The sequence below is a fragment of the Haladaptatus paucihalophilus DX253 genome, assembly GCF_000376445.1.
GTDB classification, from domain to species: Archaea; Halobacteriota; Halobacteria; order Halobacteriales; family Haladaptataceae; genus Haladaptatus; species Haladaptatus paucihalophilus.
The window spans coordinates 309,483-336,427 of sequence record NZ_AQXI01000001.1; the positions used below are offsets into that span (position 1 = coordinate 309,483).

27 protein-coding genes, 1 tRNA gene, 1 other RNA gene and 1 pseudogene are annotated in these 26,945 nt (G+C 62.0%); 13 read left to right on the forward strand and 17 right to left on the reverse strand.

All coding sequences use genetic code 11. From position 1 onward, the window contains the following. Nucleotides 1–68: 68 nt before the first annotated feature. From B208_RS0101765 to B208_RS0101775, 3 genes are all read left to right on the forward strand, one after another. The gene (locus B208_RS0101765) at nt 69–314 is read left to right on the forward strand and encodes a YhbY family RNA-binding protein (protein WP_007978788.1); all 246 of its coding nucleotides are present in this window, start codon (nt 69–71) and stop codon (nt 312–314) included. After that, nucleotides 314–1,189, forward strand: coding sequence for a mechanosensitive ion channel family protein (locus B208_RS0101770; RefSeq protein ID WP_007978789.1), 876 nt, complete (start codon nt 314–316; stop codon nt 1,187–1,189). Before B208_RS0101765 ends, B208_RS0101770 begins: the two co-directional genes overlap by 1 nt. Nucleotides 1,190–1,261: 72 nt before the next feature. Beyond that, entirely contained in the window at nt 1,262–2,161 is a 900-nt protein-coding gene (locus B208_RS0101775) for a succinylglutamate desuccinylase/aspartoacylase family protein (protein ID WP_007978790.1), read from the forward strand. A gap of 89 nt (nt 2,162–2,250) precedes the next feature. Here the strand turns inward: B208_RS0101775 and ffs are convergent. The 3 genes from ffs to B208_RS0101785 all read right to left on the reverse strand — a co-directional run bounded on the left by ffs (nt 2,251) and on the right by B208_RS0101785 (nt 3,448). Beyond that, nucleotides 2,251–2,562, reverse strand: an RNA gene (ffs, locus tag B208_RS23235) — signal recognition particle sRNA. Nucleotides 2,563–2,634: 72 nt separating this feature from the next. Then, nucleotides 2,635–2,967 carry a DUF5658 family protein gene (locus tag B208_RS0101780; protein ID WP_232423694.1) on the reverse strand — a complete coding sequence of 111 codons (333 nt, stop codon included), beginning with the start codon at nt 2,965–2,967 and terminating at the stop codon, nt 2,635–2,637. 82 nt (nt 2,968–3,049) lie between these two features. Then, a complete protein-coding gene (locus tag B208_RS0101785; RefSeq protein WP_232423695.1) occupies nt 3,050–3,448 on the reverse strand; it encodes a DUF7548 family protein in 399 nt (132 codons plus the stop codon). 81 nt (nt 3,449–3,529) lie between these two features. On the opposite strand from B208_RS0101785, the gene B208_RS0101790 reads away from it, so the two are divergent. The 4 genes from B208_RS0101790 to B208_RS0101805 all read left to right on the forward strand — a co-directional run bounded on the left by B208_RS0101790 (nt 3,530) and on the right by B208_RS0101805 (nt 7,867). Continuing rightward, nucleotides 3,530–3,835 (forward strand): DUF5798 family protein, encoded by a 306-nt coding sequence (locus tag B208_RS0101790; protein WP_007978793.1) that lies wholly within the window; start codon nt 3,530–3,532, stop codon nt 3,833–3,835. A 57-nt stretch (nt 3,836–3,892) separates the two neighbouring features. Further along, complete coding sequence (locus tag B208_RS0101795; protein WP_007978795.1) at nt 3,893–4,873, forward strand: PLP-dependent cysteine synthase family protein; 981 nt, start codon at nt 3,893–3,895, stop codon at nt 4,871–4,873. Between the two features lie 183 nt (nt 4,874–5,056). Further along, entirely contained in the window at nt 5,057–5,476 is a 420-nt protein-coding gene (locus tag B208_RS0101800; protein ID WP_007978797.1) for a hypothetical protein, read from the forward strand. A gap of 330 nt (nt 5,477–5,806) precedes the next feature. After that, the gene (locus B208_RS0101805; protein ID WP_007978799.1) at nt 5,807–7,867 is read left to right on the forward strand and encodes an alkaline phosphatase PhoX; all 2,061 of its coding nucleotides are present in this window, start codon (nt 5,807–5,809) and stop codon (nt 7,865–7,867) included. 42 nt (nt 7,868–7,909) lie between these two features. Here the strand turns inward: B208_RS0101805 and B208_RS0101810 are convergent, their stop codons facing one another. The 3 genes from B208_RS0101810 to B208_RS0101820 all read right to left on the reverse strand — a co-directional run bounded on the left by B208_RS0101810 (nt 7,910) and on the right by B208_RS0101820 (nt 10,058). Beyond that, nucleotides 7,910–8,320, reverse strand: coding sequence for a CoA-binding protein (locus B208_RS0101810; protein ID WP_007978800.1), 411 nt, complete (start codon nt 8,318–8,320; stop codon nt 7,910–7,912). A gap of 56 nt (nt 8,321–8,376) precedes the next feature. Next, nucleotides 8,377–9,018 carry an RAD55 family ATPase gene (locus B208_RS0101815; protein ID WP_007978802.1) on the reverse strand — a complete coding sequence of 214 codons (642 nt, stop codon included), beginning with the start codon at nt 9,016–9,018 and terminating at the stop codon, nt 8,377–8,379. Between the two features lie 158 nt (nt 9,019–9,176). Further along, on the reverse strand, nt 9,177–10,058 hold the full coding sequence (locus B208_RS0101820; protein WP_007978804.1) for a geranylgeranylglycerol-phosphate geranylgeranyltransferase: 882 nt from the start codon (nt 10,056–10,058) through the stop codon (nt 9,177–9,179). A gap of 101 nt (nt 10,059–10,159) precedes the next feature. Between B208_RS0101820 and B208_RS0101825 the strand changes: the two genes are divergently transcribed. The 3 genes from B208_RS0101825 (at nt 10,160) to B208_RS0101835 (ending at nt 11,204) form a co-directional block, all read left to right on the forward strand. Next, nucleotides 10,160–10,234: transfer RNA gene (locus B208_RS0101825), tRNA-Arg, on the forward strand. Between the two features lie 378 nt (nt 10,235–10,612). After that, the gene (locus tag B208_RS0101830; protein ID WP_007978806.1) at nt 10,613–10,807 is read left to right on the forward strand and encodes a cold-shock protein; all 195 of its coding nucleotides are present in this window, start codon (nt 10,613–10,615) and stop codon (nt 10,805–10,807) included. 151 nt (nt 10,808–10,958) lie between these two features. Then, nucleotides 10,959–11,204 carry a hypothetical protein gene (locus B208_RS0101835; protein WP_007978808.1) on the forward strand — a complete coding sequence of 82 codons (246 nt, stop codon included), beginning with the start codon at nt 10,959–10,961 and terminating at the stop codon, nt 11,202–11,204. Nucleotides 11,205–11,454: 250 nt separating this feature from the next. Here B208_RS0101835 and B208_RS0101840 read toward each other — a convergent pair whose 3' ends face one another. The 6 genes and pseudogenes from B208_RS0101840 to B208_RS0101865 form a co-directional block, all read right to left on the reverse strand. After that, a complete protein-coding gene (locus B208_RS0101840) occupies nt 11,455–11,799 on the reverse strand; it encodes a carboxymuconolactone decarboxylase family protein (protein WP_007978810.1) in 345 nt (114 codons plus the stop codon). Between the two features lie 744 nt (nt 11,800–12,543). Then, nucleotides 12,544–13,138, reverse strand: a pseudogene (locus tag B208_RS0101845) (peroxidase-related enzyme). A gap of 85 nt (nt 13,139–13,223) precedes the next feature. Further along, nucleotides 13,224–14,102, reverse strand: coding sequence for a helix-hairpin-helix domain-containing protein (locus tag B208_RS0101850; RefSeq protein WP_018128665.1), 879 nt, complete (start codon nt 14,100–14,102; stop codon nt 13,224–13,226). A gap of 316 nt (nt 14,103–14,418) precedes the next feature. Beyond that, entirely contained in the window at nt 14,419–15,192 is a 774-nt protein-coding gene (locus tag B208_RS0101855; protein WP_007978814.1) for an ATP-grasp domain-containing protein, read from the reverse strand. Nucleotides 15,193–15,458: 266 nt separating this feature from the next. Continuing rightward, nucleotides 15,459–16,226, reverse strand: a complete 768-nt coding sequence (locus tag B208_RS0101860) for a sugar phosphate isomerase/epimerase family protein (RefSeq protein WP_007978815.1) — start codon at nt 16,224–16,226, stop codon at nt 15,459–15,461. Between the two features lie 153 nt (nt 16,227–16,379). After that, entirely contained in the window at nt 16,380–17,144 is a 765-nt protein-coding gene (locus tag B208_RS0101865) for a 2-phosphosulfolactate phosphatase (RefSeq protein WP_007978816.1), read from the reverse strand. A gap of 186 nt (nt 17,145–17,330) precedes the next feature. On the opposite strand from B208_RS0101865, the gene B208_RS0101870 reads away from it, so the two are divergent. Then, entirely contained in the window at nt 17,331–18,068 is a 738-nt protein-coding gene (locus B208_RS0101870) for a hypothetical protein (protein ID WP_007978817.1), read from the forward strand. Between the two features lie 38 nt (nt 18,069–18,106). Here B208_RS0101870 and B208_RS0101875 read toward each other — a convergent pair whose 3' ends face one another. Beyond that, nucleotides 18,107–18,799 carry a metallophosphoesterase family protein gene (locus B208_RS0101875; RefSeq protein ID WP_007978818.1) on the reverse strand — a complete coding sequence of 231 codons (693 nt, stop codon included), beginning with the start codon at nt 18,797–18,799 and terminating at the stop codon, nt 18,107–18,109. A gap of 230 nt (nt 18,800–19,029) precedes the next feature. On the opposite strand from B208_RS0101875, the gene B208_RS0101880 reads away from it, so the two are divergent. After that, on the forward strand, nt 19,030–19,914 hold the full coding sequence (locus tag B208_RS0101880) for an ArsR/SmtB family transcription factor (RefSeq protein ID WP_007978819.1): 885 nt from the start codon (nt 19,030–19,032) through the stop codon (nt 19,912–19,914). A 68-nt stretch (nt 19,915–19,982) separates the two neighbouring features. After that, nucleotides 19,983–21,056 (forward strand): M23 family metallopeptidase, encoded by a 1,074-nt coding sequence (locus B208_RS0101885; RefSeq protein WP_007978821.1) that lies wholly within the window; start codon nt 19,983–19,985, stop codon nt 21,054–21,056. 14 nt (nt 21,057–21,070) lie between these two features. Here B208_RS0101885 and B208_RS0101890 read toward each other — a convergent pair whose 3' ends face one another. The 4 genes from B208_RS0101890 to B208_RS0101905 all read right to left on the reverse strand — a co-directional run bounded on the left by B208_RS0101890 (nt 21,071) and on the right by B208_RS0101905 (nt 26,919). After that, nucleotides 21,071–22,165: a hypothetical protein gene (locus B208_RS0101890; RefSeq protein ID WP_007978822.1), complete on the reverse strand. Its 1,095-nt coding sequence runs from the start codon at nt 22,163–22,165 to the stop codon at nt 21,071–21,073. 70 nt (nt 22,166–22,235) lie between these two features. Then, a complete protein-coding gene (locus B208_RS0101895; RefSeq protein ID WP_007978824.1) occupies nt 22,236–23,255 on the reverse strand; it encodes a lipid II:glycine glycyltransferase FemX in 1,020 nt (339 codons plus the stop codon). A gap of 5 nt (nt 23,256–23,260) precedes the next feature. Beyond that, nucleotides 23,261–24,991: an alkaline phosphatase family protein gene (locus B208_RS0101900; protein ID WP_007978826.1), complete on the reverse strand. Its 1,731-nt coding sequence runs from the start codon at nt 24,989–24,991 to the stop codon at nt 23,261–23,263. Beyond that, nucleotides 24,988–26,919: an asparagine synthase-related protein gene (locus B208_RS0101905; RefSeq protein ID WP_007978828.1), complete on the reverse strand. Its 1,932-nt coding sequence runs from the start codon at nt 26,917–26,919 to the stop codon at nt 24,988–24,990. Before B208_RS0101905 ends, B208_RS0101900 begins: the two co-directional genes overlap by 4 nt. Between the last annotated feature and the right edge of the window lie 26 nt (nt 26,920–26,945).

Below are 26,945 nucleotides of genomic sequence, written 5' to 3' on the forward strand. Positions count from 1 at the left end.
CCCCCAAATCTGACCGGACGTGTTGGTTACAAGCTTTAAAGGTGGTCGCGCCAAACTATCCGCTACTTATGAGTAATCACGAACTGCGCAAGGAGGCACACGACCTCGACGTGACGGTGTGGGTCGGCAAGGGCGGCGTCGGTGCCGTCACCGAGGAACTGAAGAACCAACTGCAAAACGAGAAGCTCGTGAAGGTGAAGTTTCTCCGAGCGGCCCGCGGCGGCACCTCGACCGACGAACTCGCGGACGAACTGGCTGACGAGGTGAACGCCGAACTCGTCGAAACGCGTGGGAACACGGCGGTGTACCACTGATGGAACCGCTACCCGGACTCAGTGGTATCTTCGGCGATAACGCGGGGCTCGTGACACAAGCAATATACTTCGTCGTCTCGTTTGTCGCCCTCTACCTGCTCGGTAGAATCGTCGTCATACCGATGGTGAAACGCCTACTCGACAGGCGTGGATACGAGGATAGCGTCAAGAAACCACTTACAAAGATAACGCAGTTGGTCGTCCTGTTCGTGGCAGTCGCACTCGCGTTCGGGTTTGCCGAGCTCGGGAACTTCCTCACCGCGTTCGCCACCATCGGTGCCGCCGCGACGTTGGCAGTCGGCTTCGCGCTGCAGGACCTCATCGCCAACTTCGTCGCCGGTGTGTTCATCTTCACCGACAAACCGTTCAAAATCGGCGACTGGATAGAGTGGGACGACGGCAGTTACTCCGGTATCGTGGAGGACATCGACCTCCGCGTGACCCGCGTTCGAACGTTCGACAACGAACTGCTGACGGTGCCGAACTCGGTGCTGACCGACGGCGTTATCAAGAACCCCGTCGCCAACGACAAACTCCGCATCCAGTTCCTCTTCGGCATCGGCTACGACGACAACATCCACCGGGCGACCGAGATCATCATCGAGGAGGCCGAGAACCACTCGGACATCCTCGACACCCCCGAACCGTCGGTTCGGCTCACCGAACTCGGCGACTCCTCCGTGGGGCTCAAATCCCGCTTCTGGATTTCGGACCCGAAGCGCAGTGACTTCGTGAAGACGCGCGGCGAGTACGTCACCGCGGTCAAACAGCGCTTCGACGAGGAGGGCATCGACATCCCGTACCCCTACCGCAACCTCGCGGGGGGAATCGAGATTTCGAACCCGTCCGAGTTGGCGGTGCTGTCGGAAGACTGAGGCGGCCATCGTCGCCCGTCGTTCCGACGGTCGTGGAACAGCGTTGAAGTAGACCGGGCGTTATTTTTCGGTATGAACGGCAGTCGAAGAACCTTCCTCTCTACCGTCGGTTCCGTTTCGGTCGGTGGCACGGTCCTCCTGTCGGGGTGTGCTGGAAGCGACTCGGACGGGGACGCGAACGGCCGGACGACGGACGTATCGTCCGGGGCGGAGTCGGCGGACTCGACGGCGACGACGGAAACAACCACCGCGACGGGAAAACAAACCGTCTCGACGGCGACGATACGCGACGGGACGGAACAGGAGACGACTATTTACGAGATTCGCTCGGGGTCTCCCGGTCCGACCGCGTTCGTCGGAGGGGGAATGCACGGCAACGAGGAGAGCGGATACTGGGCCGCGGACGCCATCAGGAAGTGGGACATCGACGCCGGAACGCTCGTCGTCCTCCCGAAAGCGAACGTTCGCGGCGTGCGCCACGAACGTCGGGAGTGGCCGCCGGGAATGGACTTGAACAGAAAGTTCCCCATCGGGGAGCCGCCGACGAACGCGCTCGCGAAGGCGGTTTGGAGGGCCATCGAGGAGTACGACCCGGACCTGTTCATCGACCTTCACAGCTCCAAGGGAATCTTGCGACGCGAGGGCGACGAGGGCGTCGGACAGAACGTGTTCCGCTCGAAACACGACGAAATCGTCACGAGCGTCGATGCGGCGGTCGAACGGTTGAACGACGAGTACGTCACCGGCTACGAACCGGTTTACGACTTCGTTCACACGCCCGTGAGCGAGACGAAATACGACACCACGCCGATGCTCGTCAACAAGATGCGGGCGGACCGCGACGTGCCGTCGTGTCTCTTCGAGGTCACGCAGGACGACGTGAAACCCGAAAAACGCGCTCGCTGGACGCGGACCTTCGTCGATAGCGTGCTCGATTCGTGGGGGATTCGGTCGTCACGACTGAACGGATAGGGTTCGGTCGAACCGAGACGACATCTGTATTCGGGACGGCGTTTGGATTCGAGACGGCGTTTCGACTCGGCGGTGAGAATGCGATATGAATGTGGACGGCCGGGGTTGCCCGGCGTTCCGGACCGGGGAATCCCGGTTGCCTCCTCCACCCCGCGATCCGACGAGCGACAGCTGTTCGGCGGTCCGCTGCTCACTTCCGTGCCTGACGGATTGCCACCGACTAACCGCGACGGGACACCCCTGCGAGTGTTCGCCGCGGACCGCTGGCCCCGTCGGACGAGGCTTCTGCGTTGGCTTTCGGGGCCCGGCCCGGTCTGACCGGACGTACCCGGAGTTTGGTTCCCGCTCAAGACCATAGCGCGGGCGGGGAGCAGGGCCTAACTGCCCAACCTAGTCCACTTCCTTCTACTCCACTCCGACTTAAGGGCCTTTCGGGTTCGGAATGGCGTCAAGCTTCGACTTTGCCCCGGAAGTCATCCGACCGTGGCGATGGCCACGACGTTCGAGACGACGACGAGCAGTCCGACGACGAGATAGACGATACTTCCGAGTCGAAACGTCCGACGCGACCGCTGGGTCCATCCCGAGAGGACCACGAGGAGGAGGACGGTCGCCGCTTTGAGAAGAAGCAACCCGAACAGTCCCATCTCGGCGAGGAGGTGGGAGACGAACGGGTTCCCCTCGCTCAGCCCGAGTTCCAAACCGATACCGGTCGTTATCACGTCGCCGAGCATCACTCCTAACACGGCGATCAGCAACGGGGGAGAGACGTGCGACCACAGGCGAGAGAGAGCGTTCGGCGACACGCCACCACCTGCACCGTCACGTTACTTTGTTATAGGCCGACTGTCGGGGAGTAACACATCGCTGTGGACCCAAAAGGGACGACTACAGCACGGTTCGGGCGTACCAACCCGCGCTTGTGGGGACGGCAAGCGTCGCGAGGAAAATCACCCACCGATACCCGTTCAACGCGTCCATGCGTGCCGCTTCGACCAACGTGGACGCGGGGGTCACGACGGCCCACCAGAGCGTAATGCCCGCCAGAAAGCCGCCGAGGACGAGGGTGACGCCCGCGACGGTCGCCGGGTCCGACCGACCGCGGAGTGCGGACCCGAACGCGATGAACGCGACGAGAGAGAGGAGAACGTCGAGCAGTTCGACGGGAACGGGAATCGTATCGTAGTAGACGCTGACCGCCGTCGCCGGAGCGACGAAATACGGCAGGGAAACGAGCGCAACTACGACCAGACACGACACCATACCGACTTTCAGCGCCTTGCTCATGTGCATACCCATCCGTGGAACCGAGTTAAGCGTCCTGCTTGAGTCGGAAAACCCACATTACTCCGGAACGAATGGGGGAATATGGGACTCGGAAGCACGGCCAAGAAGATTCAGAAAGTCGCCGACACCGCGGAGAAACTGTACGCTAAACTCAACGAGATGCGCGAGCAGTTGGTAGACATGCGCGAGACGCTAGAGACGACGAACGAGCGCGTCGAGCGACTCGAAGCGGAAAACGAACACCAGAAGGCGCTCATCGAGGCGTTGGCCCGCGAGGAAGGCATCGACGTAGACGAGGTGCTGTCCGAAGTCGAATCCGCCGAGGCGGACGGCGAGGGCGAAGCGGGGGACGACTCGACCGACGAGACGGTCGAAGCGAGCACGTGAGTCACCGAGTCGGAAGACATAACAACGACTAACAGCCCTCCCGTCAATTTTTGCGACATGACGACACATCGGGAACCGCTCGAATCGGTCCTCGACACGGTGGGCCGAACCCCGCTCGTTCGTGTTCAGGCCGCCTCCGACGAGATACCAGTGTACGCGAAAGTGGAATCGTTCAACCCCGGCGCGAGCGTCAAGGACCGCATCGGGAAGTACATGATAGAGGCGATGCTCGACAGCGGCGAACTCCGACCCGGCGGGACCGTCATCGAACCGACCGCCGGAAACACGGGTATCGGCTTCGCCATCGCCGCCGGGCAACTCGGCGTGAACGCCGTGTTCGTCGTCCCGGAACGGTTCAGCCTCGAAAAGCAACAGCTCATGCGCGCGCTCGGCGCGGAGGTCATCAACACGCCGACCGCGGACGGCATGGGCGGCGCCATCGAGCGCGCCCACCAGCTCGCCGAGGAAACCGAGAACGCGGTCGTTCCACAGCAGTTCAGCAACCCGCTGAACGTCGAGGCGCACTACGAGACGACGGGACCGGAACTCTACGACGCCCTCGACGGCGACATCGGCGCGGTCGTTGCCGGGTGTGGGACCGCCGGAACCCTGATGGGCATGGCGAAGTACGCCCGCGACCAGCACCCCGATACCTACGTCGCCGCCGTCGAACCGGAAGGGTCGCTCTACTCCACGACGAAGGGGGCCGACGTGCCCGAGGAGGAGTACAAAATCGAGGGCATCGGGACGCACGACCCGACGACCAACGAACTGTTCGACCCCGACCTCGTGGACGAAATCATCCAAGTGCCGGACGAAGCCGCCCACGACGAACTGAAACGGCTCGCACGCGAGGAGGGCCACCTCGTCGGCTCCTCGGCCGGCGCAGCGAGCATCGCGGCCCAGCAGGTCGCCGAGAAGATTCGGGACGGCGAAATCGATGCCCCCGGAAACTCGGTCGTCACCATCTTCCCCGACTCCAGCGAGCGCTACCTCTCGAAGGGAATCTACCGCTCGTTCGCCGAGTGGGAGGGATAAGCGCGGGGTTAGAGAGGTACATGGAGACGGAGAGGCGCTGACCGACTTTTGCGGATGCAAGGTACGGAGCCGTATATAGTGAAATTATCAAACTACTAAACGACGCTCCCCCTTGGGCCTCTACATCCGAGGACCGACGACTATCGGTCTCGGTGGCGGTCGAGCGACCACGACCAACTATCCATGTCACAGACTGATCGAAATGCAACTCCCTCCGAGACGGTATACAGGGAGTACATACTGGGAGTCCGAATCGTCACGATACCGACCGAGGATGGGAGCGCCCGCTACCGATTCGAAGCGCCGAACCACGAAGGAGTTCGGTTCGAGGACCCCGAGTTGGCGGAACTGTACGCGGACGTGTACTTCGACGTGAACGGGTTCGAGGAGGCGGGAACGGGCGAACGTGGCGTCCCGCCGGAGATAATCCAGGCGGGTCGGGATACGCTGTCCGCGTACTTCCTCACCCAACCGTACACCGACCTCAACTGGGTCGCCTCGTTCTACGGCAAAACGCCTCCGGAGATAGAACGGTACGTTTCGACGGTTCGGAAGCGGGCCGAAGAGATACGCACCGGCGCGGAAGAGATGGGGATGGAGTAGGGGAACTCGCTCGTCTCTCGGAGAACGTTCTGTTTTCGGTTAGGGATGGAGTGAATAGCTCCGTGGGAGGCCCCCATCACCACCCACATTACACCGGAGTTCCATACGATATCAAACCAGTTCGAGAACTATAGAGCGAGGGAGAGCGGGAGACTCGGCCGAACGCTCGCCGAGTTCCGTGAAAGCACCACGTTCTCGTCGGATGACGGACGTATGTTTAAAACTTCGAACAATGTCGGAGAAACGCGTACATAGACGTCGTATCGGACCAATATACCACATACATATATTATAAATTTACATATTATCTTACTGTAAATCGACGCTCGCATGGTCGAGTTCACCCGACGCAAACTGATGGCCACATCGGTCGCTGCGACACTGGGCGCGAGCGTTTCGTCGAACGTTATCGGAATCGAGAGCACCGAACCCCCGGAGGACGACGACACTCCGAGTGCACCGTACGTAAAGGGCAGCCTCAAGCGCTTTTCGTCCACCGCGTTCGGCGCGGAGGTCACCGGACCGTTCGTCTTCGAGGACGGAACGCCGCTGTACAGCCTTCAACATCCGAGCCGCGACAACCCCGCGCCGTACAACAGGTCCGGCATCGGCTATTTCGAGGGGTTCCGGTTTTCGATGGACGGACGCAACGACGACTTCTCCGGGCTTTCGACGCCGCAAACGAACGAGGAGAAAGGGATGGTTCGAAGCGCGAGCGGCGAATTCACGTTCCTCGCACGGGAGGAAGACCGCATCAACGGGAACACCGAACGTCTCGGCGTTACCCAAACGCCGGACGGCTGGAACATCACGCCGGACAACTTCGCCGGGACGCAGTACGGTGACCCCGCATCCAATCCCGACTGTAATCAGTTCATTCCGACCGACGAGGAGGGTACCGAAGGGTTCCTGTTCACCAACTGGGAAAACAGCCCCGGAAACGTGTCCCGAATACCCATCAGTCAGGACGAAGACGGCGGCTGGACCGCCGACCTGGAGAACGCCATCAACCTCGCAAACACGGAACCGATGCGCGAACTCGGTGGGACGCGAATCAACTGCTACGGCGACCGCAGTCCGTGGAACACGATGATTTCGGCGGAGGAGAACTACGCGCAACCCCGCGTTTCGCTGACCGCGACGGTGGGCGACATCGTGGAGAAGGGAAGCGGGAAGAACCTCATCGGCGGCTGTCAGTTCTGGAACCGACCGAATCCGAGCGGAATTCAGGAGGCCATCGACGAGTACTACGGCGACGAGTCGTGGGGCGTCCAAGGCTACTGGGCGCTCACGGGCCTCGAATTCCTCGCGTACTACCTCGGTGCCGAACGCATCGACCAGACTGCCTCACCGGTCGACCAGTCCGCGGAGGACGAGCGGAACACGATGAACCCCATCGGTGACGTGTACCCGAACCCGTACCGCTACGGCTATTTCGTCGATTTCCGCGAACCGACGGCGGAGACGCCGGAACCCATCAAATACTACGTGATGGGCCGAGCGTCGTGGGAATCTCCAGACATACAGAGCGACAAACGAACCGTGTACGGTTGTTCCGACGGCGACAGCAAGGGTATCTACAAGTTCGTCGCCGACGAGGAGATCGACGGCTACTGCGACCCGATGAACGTCACCGGAACCCTGTACGCACCGAAGGTGACCAACGCGGACGCGGCGAAGAAGAACCCGCCCGCCGACGTGAACCTCGAATTCGAGTGGTTGGAACTAGGCCACGCCGCGAACTACGAGGTCGAGAAATGGATCGCCGAGTACGACGACGTTACACAGGTCGATTACCTCGACACCCACGCCGACACCGACTGGGAAGACGACCTCGACACGGCGCTCGAAGAGGCCGATACGGAAGTCGTCGAAAACGGCAACCGGAACTACATCACGAACGAGGAGATCGTCGAGTGGGCCGAGCAGTACGAGAACGAAGGGCCGAACGGCGTGGACGAGGAACTCCGGAAGGTTCCCTTCCTCGAAACCCGTGCGGCGGCCAAGGAAGTCGGCGCGACCATCGAGTTCAACAAGGCCGAAGGCGTCGATAGCGTCGACGGTGCGCAACCCGGCGACTACATTTACTTCGCCATCTCGGCGCTCAACGATGCGCTCGCCGACACGCTCGGCGACGTTCGACTCGACCGCGTGGACGGCGGCGTCGTCTACCGCGCCGAACTCGAAGACGATTACAACGTTTCGACCCTCGAACCCGTCATCGTCGGCCCCGACGCGAGCGACCCGGCGGACATCGCGGACGACGCCCTCATCAACGTCGACAACATCTACGTGATGGACGACGGTCGCGTCCTCTGCTGTGAGGACGCCGATAAGTTCGGTCGGTCCTACAGCAACGACTGTCTGTACGTCTACGAACCCGATAAGTAAGGGAAACAGCGATTCGGCGGGTTTTCGATGGGGTTCGTCCCCTTACCCCATCAACCGGCCGTACTCGACCTTCATACAGCGGTCTTGAACGACTCGTTTTCCGGCGTCCTCCGCGCGTTTCGCCGCGTCGTCGTCGCGGATGCCCAACTGCATCCAGACGGTATCCACGTCGTCCCGTTCGAGAGCGGCATCGACGATTTCGGGAACCTCCTCGCTCGGCCGGAACACGTCCACGATGTCTATCTCCTCGTCCACATCGGCGAGGGAATCGGCCGCTTCCCGTCCGAAGATTTCGTCCGCGAAGGGGTTGACCGGGATGACCTCGTAGCCGTGGTCGCGGAGGTATTTCGGAATCTCGTGGGCGTCCTTTCCGGGCGTCGAAGAGCAGCCGACGACCGCCACCGTGTCGAGTTCGAGGATGTCCCGCAGTTCGTCGTCTCCTTCGATTGGCATGGGAGAACTGAGACGACCAGCGCGCAAAAGCGTTGGCTCTTTCGCCGGACTGCGAGCTACACTCGCCGCCACTCGGTCGTCGGACCGACGCCCTTCAACCGGATTTCCGACCCGTCGTCCCCGTCTTCCCGAACTTCGATTTCGCCGTCGAACAACTGCCGGAGCGTGCTCATCGTCTGCGCGTCGTGCGCCGAGGAATCGATGACGAACAGTCCGAGGGCCTCCGCGCTCTGGACGCGACCGGTGAAGACGTGGAGGAACCGGAACACGGTTTGGAGATTCGAGTACATGAGGAGCGTCGAAAGCGAATCGAACGCGATGCGGTTGGAACGGACGCCTGAATCGTAAAATCGCTGGAGGTACTCCGAGAGTTTGATTCCGATGCCGGTCATGTCCACCGGCGAGGACGCGAATTCGATACCGTCGGTCCGCTGCGGAGCCATTCCCTGTTGTTTCGAAACACAATCCACGACACCGATGGGAACGTCCGGGCCATCGAGGCGCGATTCGTACTCCGAGAGCACCTGTTTGCCCGCGCTTTTCGTCGTCACGAGTATCGAACCATCACCTGCACGGTTGCCGTGTGCGAGCATGTCGAACGTGAGACGGCGCTTTCCAGTCATCGGCGGCCCTGCGACGAGCAGATTCGTCCCGGGATTGATGTCTCTCCCCGCGAACGCCCCACCTAAGTCGTACATCGTGGACCCTCACTGTACACGGTTGCACCCTTCGATTCGATAGCGAAACGGGGGAACGGTGAGCGAAACGCCAGTTTTCTCCCCCTGTATCATCTGGGATTAATATATTGGGTTCCGCTTATATTCTTTTTGATTGCTATCTGACCCGTCGAAAACACTCAAAAGAGAACGGCTATCCGACCGATGACGAACGCGATAGCGGCGAGGAACATACCATATTTCAAATGATTCTGCCCGGCTGTCGGGTTCCCGAAACTCTCAGCGGCGGCATAGAGCATGATGGCGTCCGCGGGAACGACGACCACCAGATAGGGCAGCCCGAACACGCCCCACAGATACGGCAGCGGACTCGCGGCGACGGCGACGACGAGCAGTATCGCACCGAAGGCCGTCGCACGACGTGCACCGATTGCCAACGGAAGAGTGTTCAACCCCTCTTCCCGGTCGCCAGCCATGTCCTCGACGTCCTTGATTATCTCTCGCGTGAACGTCGAGAGCGCGGCGAGCAAAAAGAGAATCGCGGCGGTTCGGATTTGATCGACCGGAACGCCGACGCTCCCCGCGTCGGCCGCAACCGCCGCACTGCCGAACAGAAACGTGCTGCCCCCGAGATAGGCGACGACGGCGTTCCCGACTCCCGGCAGACCCTTAAATAATTTCGTGTAGGCCACGAGCGCGAGGAGGTTGAGCGCCGCGATGCCGATGGCGAAGACGGGCAACGCGAGCGCCGCGACCACGGCACCGACGAACAACACGATACTGAATATCAAGGTTCCCTTCGGCGAAACCGCTCCGCGCGGAATGGGTCGCTCCGGCGCGTTGATGCGGTCGATCTCCCGGTCGAAGTAGTCGTTGATGGCGTTGCCCGCTCCCGTCGCCAACCACGTCGCCACCACGGCCGCGACCACCTGTACCGGTTGCGAATCGGTGAAGACGCCACCCGCGACGAACGCGCCGATAAAGGTGAGCACGCCCGCCGCGAACGTATTCCCCGGACGTGTGAGTTCGAACAGTCCCTTCGCACGCCCGTCGATACTCATACGGCGACGTACTCGGTCCACGTCGTATAAATGGTCGGAATGAGATTTCCGCGAGACGAAACCACGACGTTTAAAAAGTAGGGGGCAGTACGAGTGAGTACGGGCGCTTAGCTCAGTCTGGACAGAGTGCTTGGCTTCGGACCAAGTTGCCGCGGGTTCAAATCCTGCAGCGCCCATGTTTTTGACGACGAACGAAGTGAGGAGTCGAAACTGGGCAAAGGATTTGAACTAGACCGAGGTTTGACGCGAAGCGTCGGTGCTCGGGCGTGGTTCCCAAATCCTGCAGCGCCGTTGTTTTCGTTCGATAGTCGAACAACTGAGTGCTTTCCACCGAGATTCATGACCCGACCAGTAGGCCTCGCCGATCGAGAAGTATGGGTTCAGTAGAAGGAACCGTTCGTTCTGGTGAATTCGGTGTGTCTTCTCCACAGAACCACCCAATTGGTCAAATAAAGATCAAAACTCCTCTATTCTGGATGTTTGTCTAAATAATTCCCGGATTAAAAAACGAATGCGGTAGGTATATCCGTGTGGTGGGTCTCTGTTTAGTTGTAATGGCAAACGGTAAGGTTGATTTCTTCAACGACACTGGCGGCTACGGTTTCATCTCGACTGACGACTCCGACGACGACGTGTTCTTCCACATGGAAGACGTTGGCGGCGAAGACCTGACGGAAGGGACCGATATCGAATTCGACATCGAACAGGCCCCCAAGGGCCCCCGCGCGACGAACGTCGTCCGCAACTAACTAACGTTTCGTACCGTCGCCACACGGCGATACGACGTAACTTCATTTCTCCAGTCGAACTTCCCGGAGAGAACTATCGCTGTTTGACGGACGGTACGGTAGAGAGCCCGTTTGGGATAACCCTATCCCTCGAAAGAACCTATGCGACAGTATGGATGAGTACGAGGCCACCTTCGAGATTACGTCGAAGGACGATGCACATGCCGTCGAAAGATTGCTGAATCGACTGTACGACACGCTCCGAGAGGAGTCACGGACGGTCCGTGCCGGAACGAGTGATTCAACGGAGATGTTAGAGCATTTCGAGGGGATCCACAATGCCGCCCAACGACAGAGACCAGGGAGGCTCACGGTAGTGTTCGAACAGCGAGATGAACCCTTCGAGGAGAAGCAGTAATCGATACAGAACAGAGCAGGCAACTACCGGAGTAAGACAAATCCCCTAAGACGGTTACTCGATAGGTCCAACGGTCTCTCCCCCACAGTGGGATCGTATTCGTAGTTTCCGCTTTCAGTTTTCACACAATACACAGACGTGTCTCACTTGTTCGCTATCGACAAATATCAGCGTTCCGTGGTTCCCGCTTTCAGACGCCTCACGCCCGAAAGGACGATTCGGATCATGATCGAACGCGGAGAGAGGTTTGTTACTCGTTGCGCTCGGCCTCAAGCGCTTGGAGTGTCTCGTACGCGACAATCGCATAGGTCATTGCCGGGCCGCCTCCCATTACGACGGCTATCTTCAGCGTATCGATGATTTCCTCGTGGGTCGCACCGGCCTCCAGTGCGGCATCGGTGTGCCAGAGAATGCAGTGGTCGCACCGGGTGACGACGCCGATGGCGAGCGACATCAGCTCCTTGGTTTTGTGGTCGATGACGGTCGTCGTTTCGGCGGATTCGACGAATCCGACGAACTGTTCGAGTTCGGGTGCTTCTTCCACCAGTTCTCCGAGCGATGCTTTGAACGCAGCCAACTCTTCAGAGCGAGTCATAGAAGACCAATAGATGTCCAATCACATGTCTTTGAGGTTATTTCCCAATCGGCGAGAACAGCCACCGTGTGCCCTGTTTTTTGCACTAACGGCATAGGGAGTTCAGATTCGTTGCCGGACACATCCATTCCGAGACAATCGAATTCGGTCGTCTCACGCCCGAAAGGACGATTCGTTCGACGGTCAAACAAAAGCTTGCGGCGTCCGTTCGATCCTCGAACGGTTTGTATCCGACCGAGGGTAGTAGAGTATTCATAAAACAGTGCCAACGACCGAATTCGTTGCCGTTCGAGACCAACACGAGTCGCAACGAGTCGGGCCGTTTCACGTCACCGTCGTCAGTCGTGGTGCGCTTCGGTCGGATTATTCGACAGTAGGGACCGTATAACAATACCGGATGCGGCCATTGGATGAATTGCGAGCGTCGTAGGGTGCGACCGGGTCGCCACGCACTCCGCGACGTTCGAGCACAGCTGCCCAACGTCGTGTTCCACGGCATACTCACGCCAGTCAGGTCGTGCCCGCTTCCCGGCACGGCCATACCGCGCTCCGGTGGGGGACTCCGGGACGAGAACGGGTTGCTTGTTGGTAGAAGCACCATCGACCCCGCGTCGGTGGCGGCCACTTCGTGGCCCCGGTGGTTCGATTCCACCCCCGTTCGTACAACGAGTTCGGTGGAGCGGTCGATTTTTAATGCGATGGAACGGCACGATTCGCGTGCCGACGTCCGTTCGTCACGGAAAGCTACTCGCGTCGTTCCCTGCCCATCGTGTGGAACTCGTCGTTCGGTCGCCAGTCGGCGAACATGGCCATCCGGTTCGAGAGGTTGAAAAAGGACGTCACGCTTCCGATGTCCCAGACTTCCTCGTCGCTGTACCCGACGTCGCGCAGTCGTTGTAGGTCGTCGTCGGACACCTCGGTCGGGCGCTCGGTGAGTTTCACCGCCACGTCGAGCATCGCCACCCGCTTCTCGCTCACGTCCGCCCTGCCGGTAGTTCGCCACCAACTGGTCGGCGAGGGTGGGCCGTTTCGCGTAGATGCGAACGAGCGCGCCGTGGGCGACGTTGCAGTAATAGCAGTGGTTGACCCCGGAGACGGCGACGATTATCATCTCTACCTCCTCGCGGTCGAGCGACGTATCGTCGACGAGGGCGTCGTGGAAGGCCATGAACGCGCGGAAGTGGGAGGGCTTGTACGCGAGCGCCGCGAACACGTTCGGCGTGAATCCGGCGCGTTCGGTCTCCTCGTCGATGCGTTCGCGGAGGTCGTCGGGAATCTCATCGTAGTCGGGGACGGGAAATCGTCGCTGTGCCTCGTCGGAGAGGGTCGGGTCGGACATATCCCCCGATTCGGTGTGTTCTCACTTAACAAAGTCGTCCGGTTCCGAGACGGTTGGACCCGAAAAACAAAACTGATACCGTCCGTTACGCGTTCGAGCGTTGCTCTTCGGAGGCCTCTTCGACCCACCCTTCGGCTCTGGTCTGGGGGACGTTCGCCGCCTCGGCAACGTCGTCCGGTTCGGCGGAAGCGAGGTCTTCGAGGGAGTCGATGCCCGCATTTTCGAGCCGTGAGCGGTAGGTATCGCCCAACCCGTCGATCCGTTCGAGGTGCTGGCCGTCGCCCTCCGCTTCCATCTCCGCACCCTCTTCGCCCTCCGTTTCCTCCGCTTCCGCTTTGTCACCGTCGTCGGACTCGTCGCTCGCTTCGCCCGTCTCGGCGATGGTTTCGAGACGGTCCTCGATAGCCGAGAGGCGGTCGTCGAGTTCGTGACGGAGTTCCTCGACGTCCTCGCTCGTCTCGTCGATTTCCACGGCGGATGAAGCGCCCGCCTCCGCTGTGGCGTCCGCGTCTCCCGCTTCCGTTTCGACCGCTTCCTCACTTTCCGAGAGCCGTCGTAAATGCTCCGCTCGGTCGATGACCTGGGACAGTTGGGATTGGACCGATTCGACGTGCGCTTGGAGGTGGTCGCGTCTCTCCTCGACTTCTTCGCGGAGTTCGACTTCCTCCTCGGACATCGCTTCGGTCTGCTCGTCCAGGTTCTTCTCCAGTTCGGCGACTTCCCGCTCGAATCGGTCCAGTTGGTCGTCGAGTTCCTCGGGCGATTCGATTTCGGGTTCCGGAACGCCGAGCAGTTCCCGGTTCTCCTCGAAAACGTCCTCGGAGACGACGTACTCCAGGTGTTCGCTCGGGACGAACCCGACGACGTTCTTTCGGTCTTCGTCATCCATCAGAATGACGCCGCTGTCTACCGCTTTGTACCCTTTACAGTCGAGGGTGAGTCCGTTTTCACAGATTACTTTCATAGTCATTTTATGATGTGTTGTATCGTATCGATGTTGCTGACACCGGGAGAGCAACCGACGATATGGTATTGTGATGTCGTTTGGGTCGCTCCTCGGCGTCGGTACTCGACTGGTTGTCCCGTCGAACCGCGGTTCTCTTCCGGCAGTCCGTGCGGTGGACGCGACCACGCCGCCCGACCCCCCTCGTTTCGTCGATAGCCCCAGTATCGACGGGCCCACCGCACACGGACGACCGTAAGTAGCATAAACACTACGACGGTGACGTGGTACGATGAAACGGGATTCGCTCGGACGGACCGCTGCCGTCGCCGGGGTGTCAGTCTCCCGTCCCGAGTTCCCGTTCAGTGAGCACCGAACGGATTGCCGTCTCGGTCGAGTCGTCGGTATCGCGCGACAGCACCGCGAGGACCGACTCGACCAGTTGGTCTTCCATCTCGGCTTCCCTGAAACTCATCGCCGGGTTCACGTCCACGGCCCAGTAGCCGTCGTCGGATTCGATGAAGTCAACGCCGATGGCTTGCGAGCCGGTGAGTTTCATCACGTCTCGAATCTGCTCGGCCAGCACGGGTTCGGGATCGATGAGGTCGATGTACTCCTTTTTCCCGCGTAGTTTCGACTTCGCACGGAGCACTCGGACGACGATTTCGTCGCCGGTGTCCACGGCGTAGTACTTGTGATCGATGGGATCCGCCGGGACGAGTTCCTGATAGAAATCCCCCTCTCCGTTGAACTCGGGGTCGGGATGGAAGTGCCAGTCGAAGGATGTCTTCGCCACGTAATCACCCGATGGTTTTTCGAACGAGACCGGTGGCACCCGACAGCCCACGCGTTCGAGCACGCGATACCCGACGAGACGAGCGCCGAGAAGGACCGTTCTGTACCCGTTCCACGTCGCAATACCCGCCGATTCGGCCCGTTCCAGCGCGCGAAACGAATGCGGGTCCACCTTCTTGTTCATCAGCAGATCGAGATTCGAGATAGTTTCCTCGGACAGCGCCGTTCCGGGCTCGAAGAAATCGACACGGATACCGCGATTGCGAAGTTCGTCTCCAACGACCGAGAACACGTCGTGTTCCTCGTTGCAAATCACCCCCACTCGCTGTCGAGACTGTTCCCCCCCTTGAGATCTCTTGTTAAGCGACACAGACACTCTCTAGCATAGGTGTACGTATAGAAATTGTGTATGCCTACCACGCAATAGCTCTGTTATGTCAATATAATCTATATATGAGTATATAAATATGGTTCCCGGCGCACGCGTGCCGAACGGCATCGGAACGGACGAGTGAAAGTTACGGACGGCCATACATCGCCTCCCAAACGCGACGTGTCGACGGACCGGCGGTGTGGAATCGCTTACGAACCACCCGAGACGCACCGGCGGATATCGTCGAGCGACTTCATCTCGAAAACGTTGTATTCGGCACCGATTTCGTCCGCGACCGCCCGAAACTCCGGAAGGGGGTCGTGGTCGTCACCCGTCCCGTCGTTGTCGTGGAGGTGAGCGACGTGAATACGGTCGCCGAATCGCTCGACGAACGCCTCGTAGGGAACCCCCGTAGCCTTCGCGTGCCCCACGTCGAGCGTGAACCGGAAGTATTCCGAGTCGATACCGATGTCGTCGGCGAACGCCGCAATCCGGTCGGGGACCGCGGTGTTCCGTCGGCTCGATGGTTTATCCCGTTGATTTTCGAGACAGACCGGCACTTCGACCTCCTCGGCGTAGTTGATACACTCGCGGATGGAGCGAACGGCTTGCTCGCGGCCGTGTTCCTGTGCGCGTTCCGGATACCGCGTCCGCACGGACCCGCCGTGAACCACGACGCCACCGGCCTCGATGTCCGCGGCCAAATCCAGCGACTCCTCGACGGCTTCGACCGACGCCCGTCGAAGCCGTTCGTTCTGATTCCCGAGATTGCAGTCACGGTGGGGCATGTGGACGGTGTACGTCACCCCGTGGTCGTCCGCGATTCGCCGCAATCGGTCCGGGCTCGGCGGGTCCGAACGCACGTCCAAGTACCCCTTCCGTAGCTCGACGTGTGAAAGCCCCTGTTCCCCCAAGAACCGGACGAACTCCTCGACCGATTCATCGAACCGCACGTCGAGCGATGCACCGAACTGCATAGTTGTACTCACCGCCGTAATACTGCGTCCGCAGAGCGTATAGCCGTTATTCACACTCGGGAGACAGGCGAGGTTCCGGCGTCGAAACGACTACGATATCGACGGTGAAACGGCAGAAAAACAGTGAAACGGCAGAACTGACGGTAAAAACGATCAGTCGGAGGTCGCGGGTTGGGCCGCCGTCTGCAGCGGCGACTCGTTCACGTCGACGAACTCGCCGCCGACGAGTTTTGGCACGACCGACCGACTGTTCATGGCCTGCACGAACTCCTCGACGTCCCGGCGGCGAACCTCGTGTCGCTCGACGTAGTTCTCACCCTTCGCCACCTGCAGCATGTCCTGAAACATCTCGACTTCGAAATCGAGGAGGGGATAGTCGTTCAGGTATCGACCGATCATGGCGGCACCGAGGTCGTCCTCCGTCGCCCACTCGCCCTTCGACCCCGCACTGACGAGATACGTCTTCTCGTCGTCGGGGAGGTGACGAGCCAGCTCCGCCGCGTTCGTCGTGGACCCGATGTAGATGTCGACGTCATCGTCGCCGAGTTCTTGGAGGTTGGATATCGCACGCCCGCCATTCGAGGAGGTCAAACTCGTGGGACGCCCCGTTACGTCCACCGACTGCACGTAGCTCGGGGAATTGTAGAAGTCGTACCCGTCCTCGGGTTCGAACGCCTCGGTGCGACCGCCACCGATTTTCGCGTCGGCGTTGTCCGACTGGTACTCGAACTCCAGTCCACGTTCTTCGGGGACGTGGACGGACTGGGCACCCGCGGCCAGCAACTCGACGACGGTGGTCGAGAAGAACATGACGTCGATGATGACGTAGTTGCCGGGAGCGGGTTCCGTTGGCAGGTCCTCGCATCGTCGGATGTGGTCCCCATCGAAGTCGATGGAGAGTTGGTTCGTATTTTGCATAGAGTATCTGGAGTGTCCGAATAGGAACGTGCAATGATTGCGTATGCAGGTAGTTTAACGCCTATCTAGGTAGAAAAGCGCTCTGTAATATCTCTACAGAGCACTATATAGTCAATCACGGTGGGTGCCTGTTGCCACGAAGACATATACGAACACGGGTGGTACTCCGTGGCAAGGTGATTCACCATGGGGGATGAAGCCACCGGCGACGAACGTATCGGAATTATCTGCGATCCGAACCATCAAGTGTTCGGCGTCGTCGCCGAAACCTTACGAAAGCGAGGGTACGACGTCGAGTTTTTGGAACCGGGTGTGGAGCAGCCACGCGACCGCCTCGACCGACTGACCATGCTCGTCAACAAGAAGGCGCGGTGGGAGTCGCTCGACGCGCTCGAATACGCCGAACGGAACGGAATCAAGACGTGGAACGGCTACGTGGCCTCCCTGCTGTTGTTCAATCGCGTATCCCAACTCGGCTGTCTCGCCGCCGCCGGATTTCGTATCCCGTCAATTCTGACCGAACCGCCGGACGGCGACTACGTGGCGAAGGGGTTCATCGACATCGGCGACGACCCCGTGGCGAACGGGACCGGGGATTTCTATCAGCGACTCCTCGACGCCGACGGGCCGGACCACAAGTACTACGCCGTCCACGACGGCAACGAAACCCACACGGCGGTCGTGCGGTTCGACTCGAAGCTCCACGGCGAGCGCGAACGCCTCGGTCCCGGAACCATCGACACCGACGTGGCCGTCAGAATCGAACGACTGCTCGATTTTCTCGGTGCACGCGCGCTCGGCGTCGACGTGATTCGGGTGGACGACCGCTGGGTCGCGGTCGACAGCAATCCGGCGACGAGTTTCAAACACACCGGCCTCGAAACCCCGCTCGCGGACTCCATCGAGGACGCGTTGCGGGGCTGACGGTCCGTGTATCCGCTCCGCCGGACCGTCCGAGCGCTCTACTTCGGCGTCGCAAGCATCGGGCGTACGAACTTCTCCGGCGGCCGTTCCTTGTGGGCGCGGGCGGGTTCGACGCGTATCGTTCGGTCGCGGCGAACGTCGTATGCCGTCAGCGCGCCCCCGTAGACGCAACCGGTGTCGAGGCCGACCGCGGCGTCCTCGACGAACGGCCGTTCGAGCACCGTGTGGCCGAAGAACACCCGATCGTCTCCCGAGTAGCGTTCCCACCAGAACGGGCGGCCGTCGTCGCCGAGCGACTCCATGTTCTGTAAGTCGTCCACGGTATGCTCGCCGAGCGGCTTCCGCGGGTCGATGCCCCCGTGGACCACGAGCGCGTTCTCCCACGTGATGGCGACCGGAAGCGAAAAGAGCCAGCGGAGGTCCGCCTCGGTCAGGTCCGGCGCGACCCGTCGGCCACGGAGCAGTTTCTCCTCGTTGTTCCCTCGAACGGAGAGCATGTTGTCCGACGAGCGGACGAGTTCGACGACGCCGTGACTGTCCGGTCCGCGTCGAACGAGGTCCCCGACGAAGACGAGAAGGTCGTCGTCGCTCGGCGCGAGTTTCTCGATGAGTCGGTCGAGCGTCTTTCGGCACCCGTGGACGTCGCCGACGACGTACACGTTGTTCCAGTCGGCGAGGTCGATGGCGCGGTGCTGTGCCGAGATACTCCGATTAAACGGGGCCGAGTTCATTTGTCGTGTCGTAGATGAGCGTTCTCAAACGGGCGTAGAAATAAGCTCCGAAACGCTCCGAATTCCGCGCTCGAACTCGTTCGGGAAGCCCACCCGGAACCGGTGGTGTGCAACGACGGTCGTCCACCGGGATGACCGCCTACTCGCCCGCCGCTCGTCGCCGGAACCCGCGGCGTCAGTTCCGTGGATTTACACTCACACGGCCCCTCGGTTCGATAGCAAACGAACCCATGGATTCGCCAGACGAGGCTATCGACCCGGCAACGGCGTTCGGCGCGCTCAGCGACCCGACGCGGGTCGAAATCATCGAAGCGCTCGCCGACACCCACCGCGAGCGGCCGGGAAATCCGACGTTGCCGTTCTCCGAGTTGCGAAAGCGCGTCGGCGTCCGCGACTCGGGGCGATTTCTGTACCATCTGAAGAAGCTCCGCGGGCACTTCGTCGAGAAGACGGACGAGGGGTACCGACTCAACTACGCGGGCGTCGAGATGGCGTCCGCCATCCTCGCAGGGACGTACACCGGGCGCGAAACGCTCGGTCCGGTCGAACTCGATAGCGCGTGCAGCGAATGCGGAGAGACGGCCATCGGCGCGTACGAGGACGGCGTTCTCTCCGTTTCCTGTGACAACGACCATCCCCTGTTCCATTGGGGAGTGCCACCTAACGCCGCCGCGGACGCGACAGTCGAGGAACTCCTCGAGTTGGCGACGGTGTTGGTCCACCGCGCCGTGGAGTTGGCGCTCCTCGGCACGTGTCCCAAGTGCTACGACTCGATTTCGACCGCGGTCCGGCCGGTCGAACCGGAGGTGGGAGAGGAGGAGGTAGTCCCGCGATTCCACGCGGTCTGTGAGACGTGTGGCGCCCAACTCCTCGGTCCCATCGGATTCTGCCTGTTGAGCCATCCGGAGGTGAACGCGTTGTACAATCGCCACGGGCGCTCCGTCCGCACGTCGTACCTGTGGGAACTCGAATTCGCACAGAACGACGGGTCCCTCGTGAACGAGGGAGACGACGACCGTCTCCGACTCACCTTCCGACTCGAAGGCGAGGAGCTGTCCGTTACGATAGACGACACCGCCCACGCCACGGAGACGACGCGGCGAACCGTGGAGTAACTATCAAAAATTCAATCGAAGAATCGTTCGCCAAACACTGAAGCGGGAGACGACCCCATCTACTCCCGATGTCCGGCGCACACGGCCCGACCGATTCCGGTGACGGAGTAGAATCGACCCGACGCGAGGGGCTCCTCGGGCGTCTCCCCGACCCGACGTTTCTCTCCCTGCTCGGCTTCCTCTCGATACCCGGCTACCTGTTCCAATCACTTCGTTCCCTCCGGCTGTTCGCGCTGTTCTTCCTGTTCGGGCTGTGGCCGCTCGTGCGGGGCTTCCTTCCCTCGTTCGGTGAGGACGAGGAGGACCCGACCGATTGGGTCGCCATCGGCGGAAAATCCTACACGCGCCGGTCGCGCCTGTCGCTTCTGCTGTTGCAGTTGAACCCGTTCGTGTTCGTACAAGGCGTGCTCCAACTGGTCGGACACGTTCCGACGCTCCTTCGATACCGCGGTCGATTGCCGAACCCCGACCGGTTCGAACAGGCGACCGCCTACCGGTTGCCGTTCGCCGACGGCACATTACGGGACGATTCCACCGACGACGCCGACGGTGGTACAGCACCGACGGACGGCAAAACGTGGACGGTCATCAACGGCGGCCCCACGCGCGAACGCTCCCATTCGTGGAGCATCCTCGCCCAGCGATACGCCCTCGACTTCGTGATAACTGACGAGGAGGGTCGCACTCACACCGGCGACGGGTCACGCCCGGACCAGTACTACTGCTACGGCGAACCGATACGCGCACCCGCGGATGGCGTCGTCGTCGCGGCGCACGACGGCCATCGAGACGGTCCCCGTGCGGGCGGATGGCTCGACCTGCGCCAACGCAACATCCTCGGCAACTGGGTCACCATCGAGCACGCCGACGGCGAGTACAGCGTCTCGGCACACCTTCAGCGCGGAAGCGTCGCGGTCTCCGAGGGCGAGCGCGTGGAACGCGGACAGCAGATCGGTCGCTGTGGGCACTCCGGCAATTCGACGGAACCCCACCTTCACTTCCACGTCCAGGACCGCCCGAACTTCTACCTCGGGATGGGACTGCCGATTCGGTTCGAGGACGTCGCGTCCGACGCGGCGGACGACTCCGGCGACCCCCGCTACGTTTCGGCGGGCCAGCGGGTCGCCCCGAGAGCGGACTGAGGCGCACAGTCCGCTCAGTCGGAGCTATCCCGCTCGAAGTAGCGACTCGCACCGAATATCCCGAGGAACCCAGCGACACCGGCGAGGATTCCGAACCCGGCCTGTCCGTTCGACGTGGTTCCGTCTTCGGGTCCGCTCGCCGCCCCTTCGGTCGCCGTCGATGTCAGCGGCGTCGTACCGTCCGTGACGGTCGGGTCGCCTCCAGAACCGGTCGTGGTTCTCCCGGTGGCGCTCGTCGTCTCTTCTGTCCGACTCCCGCCGCGCGTCGTTCGCGGTTCGGTGGCAGTCGTGGTCGAGGTCGTAGTTGCCGAACCGTCGTTCCCACCACACTGCCCTGAACGGATGACGACCGGTGTTTCCATGTCCAACGACGCCCACCGATGGCCATCGGAATCGGCGGCGAGCGCGTTCCAGTTCTCGACCGGTCCGACGTAGTTTCGGTTCACGTGTTGCCTGTACAACCGCGCGTCGTCGTTGAACGCTGGGTCGATGGTCACCACGTCGTCGCGGGTGATTCCCCGGAACGCGCCGCCGTCGGCACCCCCGCCGTGGTGGGAATCGCCCGCCCACGTCCAATCAACGGTCCAGCCGTCGTCCGACTTCGAGAAGGTGTCGTAGTTGGTGGACGCGTCGTACTGGTCGTCGGTGACTGCCCACTCGCCGTCCGCGGGGAGACCGGTGATGTGGAACGTGACCGACCCGCCGCCGTCGCTCCCGCGCTTTCCGTGCATGAAGACGAGGCTCCTCCCCTTCGGACCGTGGTAGAGGTAGAGGACGCTGTTTTCGGCCTGTTCGAGGTCGGTCGCCGGGCCGTAGGCGCTGTACCACCCCTCGGGGTCGGTGTCCGACGAGCGGTAGTCGTAGAACGTCTCTATCGGCAGGTCCGACGTGACGACACCGAGCGGGACGCACGTATCGTCCTGTTCGAGGACGAACTCCGACGGTCGAACGACCGCCTTCGAACGGGACCCGTCGTTCTCGCCCCCGAGACTGGCGGCCGAAACGCCGCCGATGGCACCGACGCCCCCGGCGACCGCGAGGAGGTACGTTCGTCGGTCGATACCGTCCCGTGTTCGTCGCTTGATGTCGTTCCGTGTTCGCTTCGTCATGCTCGTCGGCTTGCAGTCGGGCAATCGTCGGCTAGCAGGTCGGGGGCGAACAGGTCGGCAGCAGGGCGTCTCATTCCGACACCACCCTGAGCGCGGAGGGGAGCCGACGATACACCCCGGTCACCGCCTGCATCCGGGTCGCCTTCCGCTGGACGGTGTGGTAGGCGACCGGCTCCGGGCCGAACTTCGATTTGTACCGACAGAGGCGGGGCAGGTTCGCGCCCACGAGGTCGTAGCGGGTCAGCCCTCGCTCCCGCGCGTCCCGAATGATGTGCCAATCCAGCAGGTCGTTGATGGGCACGTCGAGGTCGTGTTTCGCGCCGCCCTGCCAGCGGTAGATGGTGTCGTCCCCTTCGAGCGTGACCATGCCGCCGAGGATTTCGCCGTCTCGCTCGCAGACGTAGGGGCGGACGCATCCCTCGGGTAGTCGCTCGTACAGTTCGGTCACGAACGCGGGGTCGATGCGGTACTCCTTATCCTGTGCCGCGTGGCGGTTCTGAATCTGGCCGATGACCGCCTCGATACCCTCGACGCCCGCTTCCCGAATCGTGCAGTCGTCGTCCCGGTTCCTGACGTTGCTCCGCGCGTCGCGGCTAAACTGCATCAGCAGGTCGTCTTCCGTCAGGTCGAGGATGTACGTGTACGACGGCGACACGTCGAACCCGTTCCACGAGAAGGGACGCAGGTCGGTGTACCCGTCCACGGTCCGAACGTCCACGTAGTGTGGGTCGATTTCGTCGTCTATCCACGACAGACAGCCGTCGATGAACGACCGATGTCGGCGCTCCGCTTTCCGCTGTTTCAGCTTCGAGAAGTTGAGCAGGGCCGGACCGAGGTAGTACACCTCCAGGTGCGGCGGCGGCGAGTACACCATCCGGAACGGTCCCTTGGTCGTCTCGAATATCGGGAAGATGCCGACCGGTTCCTGCCCTTTGTAGCCGACGAGGAACCGCACCTCGGCGTTCGCCGTTTCCGCGAGGTGCGTGAGCGCCTCGCGCCGATGAAACGGGGTCGTTTCCTTCGATTCGTCCACGAACGAGTTCCATCGTTCGAGCGTGCTATCGTCCGCTTCTTTTACGTCTATCGTCATGCGTATCACTCCAAATAGCCGAGTGCCGTCAGTCGGTTCTCCATCGATTCCTCGGATGCGGTCGGTTCGCGTCCGTCCTCCCGCGCTTCCTCCTTCCGCTCGCGTCCGCCCTCCCGCCGCGTCGGGTACGAACGTTCCCCGACGGGTTCCACGGAAGACAACGCCTCGCCGTCCATCTCGGTGCTCGTCGGCACGCCGAACAGCGCGAGGACGGTGGGCGTCACGTCGAAGATGTGGGCGTCCCCGAGCGGGCCGTCGATGCCGTCGCCCGCCATGGCGACGACGCCGTTTCGCTTGTGGTTCCACGGTTGGCCGGGCGCGGCGAACTCGTCCCCCGAAAGCTCCGCGGAGAGGAAGTGGTCGAAGTCGGACGGAACCGTGACGATATCGACCGCCCGGTCCGCCTCCGGTCCGTCGAAGTACGCTTCCCGCCGTGCCACGTCCTCGAACAGCGGCTCTCCGTCCGGCGTCTCGACGCCTTCGAGGAGGGAGATGAGTTCCGTCCGGAGGGCTTCGTATCGCTCGGGCGGGACGACGCCGTTCGGGTCGCGGCCCGCCAGATTGATGCGGACGCCGCACTCGATTCTGGCCCGCATGTACGCCGTCGAGGCCGGGAAATCGACCTGCCTGCCGCTCGCCCGGACGACCCCCGCGGGAACGTGTTCGGACGCGAAATCGCGGAGGCCGACCGCCGACAACAGTTTTCCCGCCCGTGTCGTCGTGAGGCCGCACTTGGCGGCGAGGGCGGTCACGCGCCGAAGCAAGTTGGGGTCGTCCGCGTCGTCTCCGTCCGCGTCGCCGTTTCGAAGCCGCGACTCCCGCGTCGGAACCCACGAGGGCATTCCGTCGCCGCCCTGCGACACGTCCACGTACCCGTGTTTTGCGAGGAATTCGTTGACGTAGAATCCCGTGCCCGTCATCTCGCCCATCCCGTGGTCGCTGACGACGAGAACGGTGTCCGGGTCGGTCGCGTCGAGGACCTCGCCGACCTGCTCGTCCACCGCCTCGTACACCGCCCGAACCGTCTCCCGCTCGCCGGGGAACTCGTGGAACACGGTGTCCGTCTGCTGGAACTGCAGGAATCCGAAGTCGGGGTCGAACCGGTCCGCGAGGAGGCGGAACGCCTCACCGCGCATCTCCACCACGTCGCGGTACTCGGCGGCGGCTTCCTCGGGCGAGAGGTCCGTCGTTTCGGGGTAGACGCGGTAGTCCTCGATTTCCTCGCGGATGTCGGAGAGCAGGTCCGGCGGGTGACACGCCGGGGAGTCGGGGGCCATGTACCCCGGCACGAGCGCACCGTCGAACTCGCGCGGCGGGTGCGTCACGGGCACGTTGACGACGACGCTCGAGAATCCGTGCCGGGAGAGGTGCTCCCAGACGGGAACGGCGCGGACGTCCGAGCCGTCCACGACGCTCCAGTCGTAGCCCTCGTAGTCCAGAAAGCTGAACACGCCGTGTTTGCCGGGGTTGACGCCGGTGAACAGCGACGGCCACGCGCTCGGCGTCCACGGCGGCAGTTGGGATTCGAGCGGACCAGAGACGCCGCCGTCGAATATCGAGCGGAGGTTCGGAAGCGCCCCCGCCGAAAACAGCGGTTCGAGAATCGGCGGACAGGCCCCGTCCAGTCCGAGCACCAGCGTTCGAAGGCCGTCGTTGTTACCAACGTCTCCATCGACGCCCTCGTTGTTACCGATGTCTCCGTCGCTGCCATCGCCACTACTGTCGTTGCCGCTCACCGCTCCTCACCCCCTTCGTCGGTGGTCGGAAGCCTGATCAGCGGTCGGTCGCCGACCGGTTCCGAACCGGTCGCCCCCGAGTCGTCGGTTTCGACGGCATCGCCCAGCAGTTTCGTTACCGGCATCTCGAGCAGGGTCAACAGCGTGTAGAGTTCGACGGTGTTGTCCGCGCCGTCGAAGTGGTCGCGGTAGCTTCGCCGGACGCCCTCCCAATCGAGGAATGGGAGGATTTCGACGACCTCGCGGTTCGCGGCGAGCGCGTCCCGGACGAATCCGTCCTGTCGGACAAACGCCGCGTCGTTCGGCCACGGGCCGTGCGTACACCACGGTTCCGGCGGCGTCTCGTCCTCGAAGTGCTTCCACCGGAATGCGTTCAGGTGCTTGCCGACGTATTCGACCGGGAACGAGCGGTCGGCTCGAACGCCGGACTCCGAGTGCGGAACCGCGGCGAGACGCGAGTCGAGCCGCTCGATGGCCTGATGGACGATGTTGCGCCGAAGCTGATATTCGACCGGCATCGAGAGGTGGAGGTCGATGAGCCGATTGTCGAGAAACGGCGTCCGATACGGACGGAGTTGTCGGAGGCTGTTCGTGTAGATGAGTTCGGTGTCGTTCGACAGCGGGTAGTAGTCGCTACAGAGGACGAGTTCCCGAATCGACCGGTATCGAACGCCGTGGTGGTCTATCTCCCCGTCCGAAGTGACGGAGATGTTTTTCCGAAGGACGGCTTCGAGGTCCACGTCGGCGTCGAGGTACGGAGGGGCGTCGGTGGCGAGCCGGTCGATGAACTCGTCCACCGTCCGAATCGGCGTTTCGAGCGGCAAGGTCACGTTCCCCACCGGGCCGAGCGACACCTTCGGCGACGGGACCGCGTGGCCTTTGAACAGCGTGTCGGCGTACAGCCCGGACATGAGCACGTCCACCGACGACGTGATTTCGTCGGCAAAGCCCGTCGGGTAGCCCTGTTTGTACCACCCGTCGAAGTTCGAGAGGGAGGGGTTCTCCGCGAGCGACCGCCGCCGATACTCCTCGTCGCGGTGGAGGAACCGAAATTCGTTACCGGCGGCCGCGGCGATACGCTCCGCGACGCGCGCCTCGCGGTTTCTCCAGTCGTTCATGTGGAACCCGACGACGGGACGGTCCATCGCGGCCATGACGAGCCGCGAATCGCTCCCTCCGCTCAACAGCAGGCCGTACTCGCGGTCGTCACGTACCCACTCGTCGAGGATGCGTCGAAATCGCTCGACGAACTCCTCGACGAAGTACTCGAACGGTTCGTCCTTCGGCGCGTACTCGGGCCGCCAGTACCGCCGGGAATCCGTCGATGCGTCGTCGAGGTCGATGGCCGTGACCGTCGCGGGTGGAAGCCGTTCGATGCCGGAGAGCGGCGTCGTCACGCCGAACGACCGCTTGTAGGCGAGAAACTCGGCGAGATAGTCGCGGTCGAACGCGGTTTCGACGCCCGGAAATCCGGCGAGCGTTTGGATGTCCGTCGAACACAACAGCGCGTCGCCCGCCTCCGTGTGGAAGAGCGGATACGAACCCAATCGGTCGGTCAACAGGAAGACGGTCCGTCGTTCGCGGTCGTAGACGACGCCCGCGAACTCCCCGTTTAAACCGTCCACGAAGTCGATGCCGTACGACTCGTACAGGTTCGCACAGAACGTCGGCGTATCGATGGCGGCCGGACGCGGTTGATACGAGCCGTTTCGTTCGAACCCGTGCACGTCGCCGAGGGTCCAGACCAGCACGTCTTCCGTGGCGGTTCGGACGGGCTGTTCGTCGGCCAGCAGCGGATGGAATCCCGTGGTCACGGCGACCGCATCGTCGGCGAACGAATCCGTTCGCTCTGGGCCCCCACGCCGCATGCTCGGAAACGCGTCTAAGCCGACCGTGCGGTCGCCGAAGGCACCGAACAATCCTACCATGTGCCCCTCCCTCCCGAAACGCGTCG